We start from the raw sequence: 12,907 nt of genomic DNA, 5'->3' as shown, positions 1-12,907 counted from the left end.
GGACGCCCCGAATGGGGCGAAAGACTCTGGGATCCTACCCGCGGTTCCCGGCACCCTGAAAGGGTCCCGCAGGGAAAAGGAGAAACCATGACCCCCGAATCCGGACCGGCTCCCCGCGCCAAAGCATGGCTGGCGGTGACCCGCTGCATGGGAACGTCGTGCGTGATGCTGGTCCGCAGGCAGGTGCATCTTCCCAAGGAAAACGTGGGCCGGGTGCTGCGCTTCGCTGACGGCAGCACCTCGCGGGTCTACCGGGAGACCGCCGTCGACCGGCAGCCCGGCGAGCCCTGCATCCTGGTGGTGGCCTTCACGCTGCGCCTGGTCCGGGGCCGGATGCACCGCCTTTTCGAGGCGGAAAGCCTGCTGAACACCCCGCTCTTCGTCGGGTTCCCGGGCTTTGTTTCCAAGCTGTGGTGCGCCCACGACACCTTCGGTGCCTACCGCGGCCTGTACGAATGGGACGGTGCCGAGCGGGCGCGAAGCTACGCTGCGGCCCTCTGGCGGGTCCTGGAACTGGTCAGCGTACCCGGGTCCATCAGCTACAAAGTGGTTCCCGGGCTGCGCCGCGACGAGGTGCTCGCAAACCCCGCCCGGATGCAGGAAGCAGCAGCCACCCAGGACCACGCCTGGTGGCGGCTTCTCGGCCAGGCATGACGGCCGGGCGGGTATGGCAGGCAGGCAACGCACGACGGCGGACACCGACCTTCTGGTGGTAGGCGCCGGTCCCGCCGGGCTCACCACGGCCCTCCAGGCGCACGCCCACGGAGCCACGGTCAGGGTGGTGGACCGGCGCGAACACCGTGTCCGGCCGTCCCGGGCGATGATGCTGCATGCACGGGCACTGGAGGGCCTTCGCCCGCTGGGCGTGACCGACGCGTTGCTGGACCGGGCCGACACCACGCCCCTGGCACGCATACACTTCGGCCGGCGCGTGGTCGAAGCCCGGTTGGGCCACGCTGACCTCCCGGATACCGCCTTTCCGCACCTGACCCTGGTCCGGCAGGCCGACGTCGAGGACGTGCTCTGGCAGGCACTGCAGGCCAGGGGCGTGCCGGTGGACTGGGGCGTGGAGTTCTGCGGACTGGGACCGGAGGGCACCCTGGATACCGGCGGTGGCCCGGGGCCTGGCCTGGTGCATGCGGAGCTTCGCGACGCCGGGGGCGGAGCCGGCGGCCACGCTTCCCGGTTCCTGGCCGGATGCGACGGGCAGTCCAGCACGGTCCGCGGCTTCACCGGCGCGCAGTGGCGGGGTGCCCCGTACCGGGTGGAGGCGGTCCTGGCAGACCTGGAGCTTGATGGCACCCTGGACCCTGGCCTGCTGCACGTGGCCGTCGGGACCGGGGGACTGGCCTTCCTCTTCGCGCTGGGCGAGGGCGCCACCTGGCGGATGCTGGCCACCCGGCCGGCGCTGCCGCAATCCACCGCCGGCTTCGGACAGCTGGGTCCGCCCGTTCCGCCGGATGAAGTGGCCCGCCTGATGGGGGAGTCGGGACTGGGTGCTGCGGTCCGGGACGTGCGCTGGTCAGCCCAGGTCCCGCTTCAACACCGCCTGGCCAGTACGTTCGGAAACACTCCGCTCTTCCTCGCCGGCGACGCCGCGCACGCCCACTCGCCTGCGGGCGGGCAGGGCATGAACAACGGCATCCTGGACGCCCTCAACCTCGGGTGGAAGCTCGGTTTCGCCTCGACGGCAGGCGGGCCGCTCCCGGAACTGCTGGCAACCTATGGGCACGAGCGGCGGCTCGCGGCCCGGCGCGTGCTGGCGCTGACGCACGTCATCTTCTTCGGCGAAGCCTCGCCGCACCCGGTGGCCGGCCTGGCCCGGAGCCTCCTGCCCGTCTTCGCTCCGGTCCTGCCGGTGCTGCTCCGCCGGCAGTGGCTCACCTCCCAGGGCATCAGGCTGTTGTCCCAGCCATTCGTGCGCTACCGGAACAGTGCCATCTCCCTGGACGGCACGCCGCGCGCCGCCGGGTGGCCGAGGCCCGGTGAGCGGCTGCCGGATGCACCCGTGACGGTCGGCGGGCGGGCGGCCCGCCTTCACGAACTGACCGCCGTGCCCGGCGTCCACCTTTTGCTGGAACGCGACGCCGGCCCTGGCACCTTGGGTGAAGACCCCACCCTGCGGGCAGGGGCGGGACCCGGTCCCCTGCTCCATGTCCACCGCCTCGACAGCCACCCGGGCCGGGGCGTTGTGGCGGTCCGCCCGGACGGATACGTCGGTTTCCGCTGTGGGGAGGCAGGCTCCGCCCAGCTGCGCGACTGGCTGCGGCTGGTCGGCGCCGTCCCGGACCAATCAACGCTGTACTAAACGGCGCCGGACTGGAGGGTAGTTGCCGGCGGGCCGCAGGCGTATTCTGTTCAGTTCAAGGCACATCCGCCCAGCGTGAGAGGGGAAGTTCCATGACCATCCCGCCAGTGCACGAACCCGAGCCGTTTCCGCCCGAACCCGGTCCGGAGCCCACATCGCCGGATCCCACCCAGCCGCGCCCGCCCGGCCCGCCGTCTCCCAATCCGTTCCCCGCGCCGGCGCCCCCAGGCCCGCTGCCCGTCCCGGATCCAGGGCCCGCACCGCTGCGTCCGGACCCCACCAGGGACTGACCGGAGAAGCCAGAACCTAGTCCGGAAGGGGCCTCTTGCACAGCAGGAGCTGTGCAAGAGGCCCCTTCCGTGTGCCCGGATAAAGGCGGAAATCCGAAGCCTGCAGGACCGAAAAATTCTTCAGGAATCGGCACCCAAACCCCTTGCGGACCTGCTTCCACGGTGCTAAAAAATCTATGTCAGCGAATATAGATCGACTGACGTGGATGTTGGATCAACTCTCACGAGGAGGGAAGCCATGTTGATGCGAACCGATCCGTTCCGCGAGCTGGACAGGCTAACCCAGCAAGTCCTCGGAACCACTGCACGTCCGGCGGCGATGCCGATGGATGCATGGCGCGAGGACCAGGAATTCGTCGTGGCCTTTGATTTGCCGGGTGTCACGGCGGACTCGGTGGACCTGGATGTCGAACGGAACGTCCTGACGGTGCGGGCGGAGCGTCCCGATCCCGCTGGCAAGGATACCGAGCTGATTGCCGCTGAGCGGCCGCGCGGCGTCTTCAGCCGCCAGCTGATTCTTGGCGACACCTTGGACACAGAGAAGGTGAAGGCCAGCTATGACGCCGGTGTCCTGACGCTGCGGATCCCGGTCGCCGAAAAGGCCAAGCCGCGCAAGATCGAAATCGAAACGAAGGGGGAAAAGCAGGAAATCGCTGCCTAGACCTTAAGGACCGGGAGGCGGCCATATCTGTTGACTGCCTTTTTGGGGCGAATCGCCATTCTGTGCACGCCACAGCGCCAAACAGCGCAACGGCAGCGTAGGCCCTGACCTCCCGACACGGCGGCCCCCGGCTTTGGCCGGGGGCCGTCCGCATGTCCGGGCGGTCCACGTCAAGGGTCAGGTGCCCAGTTCCAGCATCAGGGCCGGCAGTTCGTCGGCAAGTTCACGGGCCAGGAACCCCAACGGGCCCAGCCTGCTGGCCAGCCTGTCTGCCGCGGCTGCGTGCAGGTGGGTACCCCAACAGGCTGCCTGCGCGCTGCTGGTTCCCCGGGCCCCGGAAATGGCCCCGGCCAGCACGTCCCCGCTGCCGGAGGTGCCCAGTCCGCCGTACCCCGTGGTGATCTTCCACAGGTCCGGCTCGTCGGGGTTCAGCCCTGGCGGCTGGGTGATCAGCCCCTGGCAGCTGACTACGGCGTCGAACCGTTCGCAGATTTCGGCCAGGTCCTTCTCGAGGTCATCCGTGTCCCGCCCCAGCAGGATGCCGGCCTCTGTGGGATTCGGTGTGAGGATGAGGCGGCCGCGCCACGGGTCCAACTGGTCCTCCAGGTGTACCAGCGCGGCCAGCGCGTAGGCATCGAGGACGACGGCGGCGCCTTGCTTGCTGCCGGCGCCACCACCGGGGTTGCCGCCACCGCCGTGGTCGCCGCCGGCCTCGCGCTTAAGCAACGCCTCCAGCAGTTCACCGGCAAGGTCGGGGTCGTCCAGGCCGGGCCCCACCAGGAGGGCATCCGCCTGGTCCACGTAGGAGTGGATGCTGTCCAGTTCCGGTTTGACCGAGCCGCCGGCAGTCTCCGGCAGGCCGATGGAACCGCACTCGGGCAGCGCCACCCCCAGCTGGACGGCCACCGACCCGGCAACGGCCAGGGTCAGCTTTCCGGCGCCCGCGCGCAGCGCTGCCGTGCCGGCCAGCAGGGCGGCGCCGGGGGTGGCCCGGGCACCGCCCACCACCAGCACTGAGCCACGGGAATACTTGTCCGCGCCCGGTGCCGGCAGCGGCCAGTCCCGCAGGAGCGACGGCGTCACCAGGGTGGCGCCGGAGGATTCACCGCGGCCGGACACTGGTGTCTCCGGCATGCTCGGTGACGGTGACGCCCTGCTCGGCCAGGTGGTCGGCCACGTTGAAGCTCTCCAGCGTCCACGGCCCAACGCCGGAGGGGCGGACGAACCGGGTCACCGAGGCGTTGAGGATGGCCTCCGTGGCTGCCAGGTCCAGCAGTTCCTTCTCACTCAGCCCCTCCAGCACGTACCGGAACAGCATGATCACGGCGTCGTGGCACACCAGCATCACCCGCTGGCCGGTGCCCAGGCCGTTCAGCTCTGCCAGTACGGACCGCAGCCGCAGCGCCACGTCCGCCCAGGATTCCCCTCCCGGCGGCCGGTAATACAGTTTTCCCAGCCAATCCCTGCGTTCGGATTCCTCGGGGTAGCGGCTCTCCACGCCCAGCCGCGTGAGCCGGTCCAGGATGCCGAGTTCGCGGTCGCGGAGCCGCTCGTCCGTGCGCACCTGCAGCGGCCAGCCGGCTGTTTCCACCGCAATTTCAGCGGTCTGGCGGGCACGGGCATAGGGGGAGGACACCACGGCGTCAGGGCGGAACTCCCCGGCGGTCCGGCCCAGGGCGATACCCAGCGCCTTGGCCTGTTCCCTCCCGGTTGCCGACAGGTCCACGTCCGCATCACGGGCCGGAACCTCGATGACCTCCACTCCGGCCGCACGGGCCTCGGTGGCCGCCACGTTGCCCTCGCTCTCGCCGTGCCGGACCAGGAGCAGCTCCACGGCCCCGGCCTGCTGGACGGCCTCCGTCAGGCCGTCGTCGTTTGCTGATTCACCCTTCAAGAAACCACCCCGTCCTCGCCGTGCCCGAAATGCCGTGCCGATTGCAGGAACACTACCAACGGCGTACCCAGGGGGCGGCGGAAAATAACGGCCGACGGCGGCCGCGCACCATGGGTGCGCGGCCGCCGTCGGCGCAGCAACAGTGCCGCGGGGACCCGAAGCTACGGCTCCGGCGTCAGGACCTTGGAGAACACCGTGGCTCCGTTGGCGTTGCGAAGGCTCACGGTGAAGCTGTTGTCCGCATCCAACTGGACGTGCCCGAAGAACTGGTTTTCGCCGCCGCGCGGGGACTCCCCGGCAAAGCGCCCTGCCTTCGAGAACACCACCTCGGGCCCGAACGTGCCGTCCATCGTGTTGGGGCCGAATGATCCCGCGGCGATGGGCCCGGCCACGAACTCCCAGAACGGATCGAAGCCGGTGAAGGCTGCCCGTTCGGGGGAGTAGTGGTGGGCGGCGCAGTAGTGCACATCGGCGGTGAGCCACACCGTGTTCTTCACGCCGTTGCGCTTAAAGGCGCTCAACACCGCGGCAATTTCCAGCTCACGGCCCAACGGGGCGCCGGCGTCGCGGTTGGACAGGCTCTCCTGGTTGACCGGGCCGTCCGGCACCACGATGCCCAGCGGCAGGTCCGCGGCGATCACCTTCCAGGTCGCCTTTGACTTCGAAACTTCGCGGATCAGCCAGTCCACCTGCTCCTGGCCCAGGATGGAGGTGGCGTAAGGCTCCTTGCCGTCCGTGTTGGGCGATTTGAAGGTGCGCATGTCCAGGCAGAAGACGTCCAGCTGCGGTCCGCGGCTGATTTTCCGGTAGATCCGGGCGGGCTGGTACTGGCCGGCGTCGTCGAACGTTCCCGGGCGCCAGACGGCCGAGCTGTCCGCGATGGGCATGTTTTCCTGCCATGCCTGCCGGCCGCGGGCAGCCAGGGTGTTGACGTCCCGCACCGTGTAGCGGGAGTCATCGATGATCTGGCCGGGGTACCAGTTGTTGTGGGTCTCGTGGTCGTCCCACTGGGCGATCACGGGGACGTCAGCGAACATGGCCCGCATGTTGGCGTCCATGGAGTTGTACCGGTGCCGGCCGCGGAACTCGGTGAGCGTTTCGGCCACCTTGGAGACCTCCTCTGTCACCAGGTTCCGCCACACCTGGCCGTCCTTTTCCACCACGCTTTCGGCGATGGGCCCGTCGGCGTAAATTGTGTCGCCGGAGTGGATGAAGAAGTCCGGGCGGGTCTGGTGCATGGCCCGGTAGCCGCGCATCCCGCCGATCTCCTCGTTGATGCCCCACCCCTGGCCAGCGGTGTCGCCGGTCCACACAAAGCTTTGCGCAGACGACGCCGGGACGTCGCCGCCGCTGCTGGTGCCACCGGTGCGGCCCGTGCCGTTGATCGTTCCGGCGTCCGGCGCCGTGCGGAAGCTGCCGCGGACCGTCTCGCCGGCCGCCCCGCCGTCGTCCTCGAAGCTGATTTCCAGTGCGAAGCGGGTGTTGGACGGCAGGTTTCCCGCATGGATCTTGGCGGTGAAATCGGACGCCTGGGTGGCCCGGGGCCCGCGGAGCACCCGCTCAAAGGCGCCGCGCCCGCGCAGGACCTGGCCGCCGTCGTCCACTGCCCGCAGGACTGCCGTCATCCGGCCGGCGCCGGACGCGCGGGACCACAGGACGGCTGAATCGGAGGTGACGTCGCCGGTGGCGATGCCGCTGGGCAGGGTCAGGCGGTTGCGGACCAGCGCGACGCCTGACGGTGTGGTGCCCGCCTGGGCAGCGGCCGGGACGGATGCGAGCGCGGCGGCCAGGACCGACCCCTTGACGACGGTGCGGCGTGAAACGGTGGCACGGGAGTTCTCAGTCATGCCCTCAGGTTCGCTCCGGCGGGCGCACAGACTCTGTCCCGCTGGTGAACCCCGGGTAAGCCGCTGCTGAACAAGGCGTGGCGGCCGCGTCCGGAGCGTATTGCCGCAGTGGCGACGCGCAAATTCCGCTGCGACGCCCAAAGTCATCTGCGCACCCCAAATATCGCCGCGCCAGGGAATATGCGCGTCGCCAGTGACTAAGCGTGTCGCTGGCGTGCCCTAAGGCCTCGCGAAGTCGCCGATCCGGCCCTCCCGAAGTGCCGCACCCACGGCCGCGATCCCTCCATAGTCGGGAAACAGTACGGACTGCCCGGCAACGAATCCGGAGCCCGCCGTCGGAAGCGTCATGGTGCCAATGGCGTTCACATCAAGGTTGCGCAGGCTGTAGGCCAGGATCGCTGCCTGGACGGGATCGAAACCCTTGTCCACGGTGAGGCAGCAGGAGGCGAAATCAACCAGCGACCGCACCGCGTTCACGTCGTTCAGGGCACTGCCCCCGGTGAGGCGGGCCAGGATGGCACGGAGCATGATCTGCTGGTCGCGGACCCGTTGGAAATCGCCGTCGGAGAACGCGTAGCGCTCGCGGGAAAATTCCAGGGCGGCCTGTCCGTCCAGGTGGTTCATGCCCTGGGTGAAGACGTGCTGGGTTTCGATCGAGGACTGGAAGGACATCGGCACATTGACGTCGATGCCGCCCAGGCCGTCCACCAGGAGCTTGAACCCGCCAAAGTCGAGCATCAGGGTGTGGTCGATGGTAATTCCCAGCAGCTGCTGCACCGTGGCGGTTTGCAGGTCGATCCCGCCATACTGGAGCGCGGAATTGATCTTGGCGCTGCCGAAGCCGGGGATGTCCACCCAGTTGTCGCGGTTGATGGAGACGAGGTAGAGGTTCCGGCGGTCGGCAGGGACATGGACCACCATCAGGGTGTCCGCCCTCTGGTCTGAGGGTTCACCGGTGGCTGCAGTGTGGGCGGCGGCGTCGCGTGCGGGAGTGTCACGGATGTCGCTGCCGATGACGAGGATGTTCATCGGGGTGGCGGGCAGGTCCGGGATCGGGGCAGGCGGCGGTGGGGGAGCAGGAGCGGGCGGGGGAGTTTCAGAGGGAGTCGGGGTGGGTGTGGGCGTCGGCGTCGGGCTGGGCGATTCGGTTTGGGTGGCTGCAGGCTGTGCTTGCTGGCCGGAGCGGCTCAGGCTGAAGACCGCGACTCCGGCAGCCACCACAAGTGCCAGCACCACCAGGGCGGCGACCCAGCGGCGGCGGCCCAGAGCCGCCAGCCAGGCCGGCCGGTGGGAACCGGAGGAACCCGGCGGCAGGGAACCGGAGTTCCCGGAGTTACCGGGCCCGGATGGATCAGAACCGCCTGGGATGCTCATGACGCCTCCACCTCATTGTGTTTGGTGGGTTCAGTGTGCGTCGGGCAGGCCCCGGTTGGCTACAAGGTTATCCAAACTGTCACCTGCGAAGGTTCCATCCGGTTCGGCGTCGAGCTGCTGTAACGCTGTTCCGCTAGGGCGACTGGGGCGCGGTCCCGGGGACCGGGGCGTTAAGGCGGGCATGGCGCAGGATGGAGACAATGGCGGGGGCCAGCTGGTCCTCCATCTCCCGGTACACCTCCGGCGCGCGGCGGTACGGGTCCACGATGTCGTTGTCTGCGGCGTCGGCGGGGAGCGAAAGGTGGCGCACCCCGGCGGCCCGTGCCGGCAAGCCGCGCCACAAGGCGGCGTTGGCAGCCAGCCGGGCGTCGCCGTCAGACGCGTCGCCGCCCGGAAGCGCACCTGGGGAAGATTCGACGGCGGCCCGCTGGCCGTCTGTCCCGGAGGCCCGTTGGGCCAGGACATCAAGCATCCGGGCGAACTCGCGGATGGTGAACGTCCGCTTGAGCAGGGAGGCATCAAGCTGCAGGACCTCGCCGCGGTGCCCGGACGTCATGGTGAGCACCAGGTCAACGCCCCGCAGGATCCTGGGCGTGAGCTGCCGTGCCGCGAACCCTTCGGGATCACCGCCAAAGGTCCGCACGATGTCCGCTGAAATGGGCTGCATGGGTTCGCCCACCAGGGCGCGGGTGCCGGCGCTGGACACCTGGAAACCACCCGGCACCACCTGGTCGAGTCCAGCCTGCAGCAGCCGTTCGGCCACCGGCGAGCGGCAGATGTTGCCGGTGCAGACGGTCAGGATTCGTACTGGTGCGGAAGTGTCCAAGGAGATGTCTCTTTTCCCAGCTGCTGGCGGATCCGGTCCGGACCCGTGCCTTTCAACTTAACACGCAACGGCGCGGCGACGGGCTCCCGGGCCGGGTGCCGCCGCCGCGCCGCAGGACTGCCCGGCGGCCGGAAGTGCCGGTTACAGGGTGGTCAGCAGCTGCTTCATCTGCGTGATTTCCGCCTGCTGCGCGTCCACGATGTCGTGGCCCAGCTTCACGGCGTCCGGGAATTTGCCGGCGCTGATCTCCTGCTGGGCCATGTCGATGGCGCCCTCATGGTGCCCGATCATCTGCTCGAGGAACAGCCGCGCGGCCTCGGTACCGGTGGCAGACTTCAGCTTCTCGATGCCGTCGTCGTCCACCATGCCGGTCATGCCGTGTCCGGAGTGGTCGCTCATCATGGTGGGCACGTTCCACCCGCTGAGCCAGCCGGTCATCTGCGCGATCTCCGGTGCCTGCGCCGCCTTGATCTTGGTGGCGAGCGCGGTCACCTCTGCGGGCATGTCCGGCTTGGCCAGGATGATGCCGCTCATCTCCACCGCCTGGGCGTGGTGCGGGATCATCATCTGGGCAAACGTGATGTCCGCCTGGTTATGGTCGGCGTTGGCGCTGGGCATGGTGCCGGCGCTTGGCATCGTGCTGGACATGGGGTTGGAGCTGCCGTGGTCCATGGGCATGCCGTTGCCGGAGCCGGCATTGGCCGCGCATCCTGCCAGGCCGAGGGAAGCCGCCAGGGCAGCAGCAATGGACAGGGTTTTGATAGTGGTGTTCATGGGTCCTTCAGGGATCTAGTGGAACTGGGCCGGGGTACAGGGCGCAGTCCGGTTTACGTCCGGCTGATGGAGAGGTCGCACGGTGATGGGCTGGGCGGCAGGTACCCGTAGGAAGAGCCTGGGTTGCCGGCCGCCGGCAGCAACGGAAGGACGGCAAGGGTTGCCTGCGGCGGGAGGACCGTCACGGGGCCGCCGGGGACCGACGGCACGCAGGGCGCCCCCGACTCCTGCGCCCCCGGGCAGGAGTTGCCGCAGGTGCCCGGCGCCAGGGCCGGCGGGTCGGTGGAAGCCGGGGCGGCCGCGTGGCCGGGATGGTCCCCAACCGCGGAATGCACGACGGCGGCGGCCCCGGCCGGTGCCGCGGGGGAGTCAGCGCTGTGGGAGGCCATGCTGTGCGACGCCGCGCTGTGCGTATCCATGCCCTGGGCAACAGGCCCGTGCGAAGCATGCCCGGCGGTCAGCACGTGCATGCCCAGCAGCCCGGCGATGACGGCCAGGGTGGCGGCCAGCAGCCAGGCTGCGCGGAGGAAGGACGCCACGGCGCGGGTGGTCATGGCTGTCCCTCCTTCCGATCTGTCCATGCTGTTCAACGTACCTCAGACGGGTTCAGTTTCAGGCGCCGGAGCAGCTGGGCGTTCAGGGCCACCACGATGGTGGACGCGGACATCATCACAGCCCCGGCAGCCGGGGACAGAACCACCCCGGCGAACGCCAGGACGCCCGCGGCCAGCGGCACGGACAGGATGTTGTAGCCCGTGGCCCACACCAGGTTCTCCCACATCTTGCGGTAGCTGGCCCGGGACAGGTCCACCATGGACAGCACTGCGCGCGGATCGTTCCCCGCCAGCACCACGCCCGCCGATTCCATGGCGACGTCGGTTCCGGCGCCAATGGCGATGCCCACCTCCGCGCGTGCCAGCGCCGGCGAGTCGTTGACGCCGTCGCCCACCATGGCCACCTTCAGCCCGCGGCCCTGCAGCTCGGCCACCTTCTTGTCCTTGTCCGCGGGCAGGACCTCGGCGAACACTTCGTCAATGCCCAGGTCCGCCGCCACGGCCTGCGCCACCTGGTGCGCATCACCGGTGACCATGGCCACCTTGACGCCCCTCCGCTGCAGGGCGGACACAGCCTGCCGCGACTCCGGCCGCACCGCGTCCTCCATGCTCACGGCACCCAGGACCGCGCCGCCGTCGACAACGTGGAGCACGGCGGCTCCGCGGTCCATCCACGCCCGGGTGCTTGAGGCCAGGGCCTCGGGTTCGACGACGCCGAGCTCGCGCAGGAGCGCAGGCCCGCCCACGTGCACGGTGCGGCCGTCCACGCTGGCCCGGACGCCCCGGCCCGGCAGCGAGGTGAAACCGGTGGCTTGGGGCAGTGGCAGGCTCCGGGCCCTGGCGGCGCGGACGATGGCCCGCGCCACGGGGTGCTCGCTGTCCGACTCGACGGCGGCGGCGAGGGCCAGCACGGCGTCCGCCTCGACGCCGCCGGCCACGGCAACGTCCTTCAGCTCCGGCTCACCGGTGGTCAGCGTGCCGGTCTTGTCGAACAGGACCACGTCGATGGTGCGCATCCGTTCAAGCGCCATCCGGTTCTTGATCAGCACCCCGGCCCGGGCCGCCTGCTCCGTGGAAATGGCGATCACCAGGGGTATCGCCAGACCCAGAGCGTGCGGGCAGGCGATGACCAGGACGGTGACGGTGCGGGTGACGGCGTCTGGAACGCTTCCCAGCAGTGTCCAGGCGATGAAGGTCAGGACACCGGCGCCGGCGGCGAAGTAGAAGAGGAAGGCCGCTGCGCGGTCTGCCAGTGCCTGGGCACGCGACGACGACGCCTGCGCCTCTTCCACCAGCCGCTGGATCCCGGCCAGGGCGGTCTGGTCGCCCACGGCGGTGACGCGCACCCGGACACTGCTGTCCGTGGCCACGGTTCCGGCCACCACCGGGTCGCCGGCGCCGCGTGCCACGGTTTTGGATTCCCCCGTGATCATGGACTCGTCGAACTCAGCCTGCCCGTCCACCACGGTTCCGTCCGCGGGCATGCGGGCGCCGGGGCGGACCAGGACCAGGTCGCCGGCCTTGAGGTGGGAAACGGGGACGGTTTCCGTGCCGCTGTCCGTAATGCGTTCGGCCTCGTCCGGCAGCAGAGCCGCGAGGGCATCCAGGGCGCCCTGCGCCGACCCGAGGGCACGCATCTCGATCCAGTGGCCCAGCAGCATGATGGCCACCAGCAGCGCCAGCTCCCACCAGAAGTCCAGGTCGAAGCCGCCGATGCGCAGGCTGGTGACCCAGGAAGCGGCAAAGGCCACCGTGATGGCCATGCCGATCAGCAGCATCATTCCCGGAGCGCGGTCCTTGAGCTCCTGCAGGCCGCCTTTGAGGAACGGCTGGCCGCCGTACAGGAAGATGACGGTGCCCAGGACCGGCGGGATCCAGGCGGAACCGGGGAACTCGGGCGGCATGTAGCCCAAAAGGTCGCCCATCATGGGGCTGAAATAGACCACCGGAACGGCCAGGACCAGCGTCAGCCAGAACCGGTCCTTGAACATGGCTGTGCTGTGCCCGGCGTGCTGGCCGTGCGTGTGGACGGTATGGTCGTCGTCGCTGTGGCCGCCGTGTTGTCCATGCCCGGCGCCGTGCGCCGGCGGCTGGGTCAGGGTTCCGCTGGGTGGCTGGTGATGGTCGTGCGGGCCGCCCTGGTGCTGCATGTCGTGATGGTCCTGCATCATTCCTCCTTCGAGGAAGCCGCTGCCAAGCGATCGGAATTTCCGACGGCGGCAGGGCGCTTTTGTGCCTCAGGCGCGGGCAGGGTGGTGGCCGGTTCCGCGGCGCCGGCAGGGGCGCAGCAGCTGCAGCCGGAGGAGGCGAGGGGGAGCTCGGGGCGGTTCCCGGTGTTCATGTCAGTTCCAATCCGTTGAGGGAATCAAGGGGCGCTGG

At 69.4% G+C, this 12,907-nt stretch carries 12 protein-coding genes; 4 read left to right on the top strand and 8 right to left on the bottom strand.

The genetic code is table 11. The features are described 5' to 3' along the window. Positions 1-87 precede the first annotated feature (87 nt). The 4 genes from LDO14_RS16295 to LDO14_RS16280 all read left to right on the top strand — a co-directional run bounded on the left by LDO14_RS16295 (position 88) and on the right by LDO14_RS16280 (position 3,259). Entirely contained in the window at positions 88-654 is a 567-nt protein-coding gene (locus tag LDO14_RS16295; RefSeq protein WP_223992588.1) for a hypothetical protein, read from the top strand. 13 nt (positions 655-667) lie between these two features. Then, positions 668-2,308, top strand: a complete 1,641-nt coding sequence (locus LDO14_RS16290) for an FAD-dependent monooxygenase (RefSeq protein WP_223992587.1) — start codon at positions 668-670, stop codon at positions 2,306-2,308. A 92-nt stretch (positions 2,309-2,400) separates the two neighbouring features. Beyond that, positions 2,401-2,598 (top strand): hypothetical protein, encoded by a 198-nt coding sequence (locus LDO14_RS16285; protein ID WP_134164085.1) that lies wholly within the window; start codon positions 2,401-2,403, stop codon positions 2,596-2,598. A 238-nt stretch (positions 2,599-2,836) separates the two neighbouring features. Next, positions 2,837-3,259, top strand: coding sequence for an Hsp20 family protein (locus LDO14_RS16280; protein WP_018768837.1), 423 nt, complete (start codon positions 2,837-2,839; stop codon positions 3,257-3,259). 177 nt (positions 3,260-3,436) lie between these two features. Here the strand turns inward: LDO14_RS16280 and LDO14_RS16275 are convergent, their stop codons facing one another. From LDO14_RS16275 to LDO14_RS16240, 8 genes are all read right to left on the bottom strand, one after another. Beyond that, complete coding sequence (locus LDO14_RS16275; RefSeq protein ID WP_223992586.1) at positions 3,437-4,393, bottom strand: NAD(P)H-hydrate dehydratase; 957 nt, start codon at positions 4,391-4,393, stop codon at positions 3,437-3,439. Then, the gene (locus tag LDO14_RS16270; RefSeq protein WP_223992584.1) at positions 4,362-5,153 is read right to left on the bottom strand and encodes a histidine phosphatase family protein; all 792 of its coding nucleotides are present in this window, start codon (positions 5,151-5,153) and stop codon (positions 4,362-4,364) included. The genes LDO14_RS16275 and LDO14_RS16270 overlap by 32 nt, the downstream gene beginning before the upstream one ends. A gap of 161 nt (positions 5,154-5,314) precedes the next feature. After that, on the bottom strand, positions 5,315-7,000 hold the full coding sequence (locus LDO14_RS16265; RefSeq protein ID WP_223992581.1) for an alkaline phosphatase D family protein: 1,686 nt from the start codon (positions 6,998-7,000) through the stop codon (positions 5,315-5,317). Between the two features lie 219 nt (positions 7,001-7,219). Beyond that, a complete protein-coding gene (locus LDO14_RS16260; protein WP_223992580.1) occupies positions 7,220-8,374 on the bottom strand; it encodes an LCP family protein in 1,155 nt (384 codons plus the stop codon). A 133-nt stretch (positions 8,375-8,507) separates the two neighbouring features. Then, complete coding sequence (locus LDO14_RS16255; RefSeq protein WP_223992575.1) at positions 8,508-9,200, bottom strand: low molecular weight phosphatase family protein; 693 nt, start codon at positions 9,198-9,200, stop codon at positions 8,508-8,510. A gap of 141 nt (positions 9,201-9,341) precedes the next feature. Next, complete coding sequence (locus LDO14_RS16250) at positions 9,342-9,974, bottom strand: DUF305 domain-containing protein (protein ID WP_223992573.1); 633 nt, start codon at positions 9,972-9,974, stop codon at positions 9,342-9,344. Positions 9,975-10,027: 53 nt separating this feature from the next. Then, complete coding sequence (locus LDO14_RS16245; protein ID WP_223992571.1) at positions 10,028-10,528, bottom strand: hypothetical protein; 501 nt, start codon at positions 10,526-10,528, stop codon at positions 10,028-10,030. A gap of 32 nt (positions 10,529-10,560) precedes the next feature. Further along, on the bottom strand, positions 10,561-12,696 hold the full coding sequence (locus LDO14_RS16240) for a heavy metal translocating P-type ATPase (RefSeq protein ID WP_223995284.1): 2,136 nt from the start codon (positions 12,694-12,696) through the stop codon (positions 10,561-10,563). Between the last annotated feature and the right edge of the window lie 211 nt (positions 12,697-12,907).

Origin of the sequence: Arthrobacter sp. NicSoilB11, from assembly GCF_019977375.1 — a bacterium.
GTDB lineage: Bacteria > Actinomycetota > Actinomycetes > Actinomycetales > Micrococcaceae > Arthrobacter.
The sequence above is the reverse complement of the archived record's forward strand: the minus strand, read 5'-3'. Positions and strand labels throughout refer to the sequence as shown.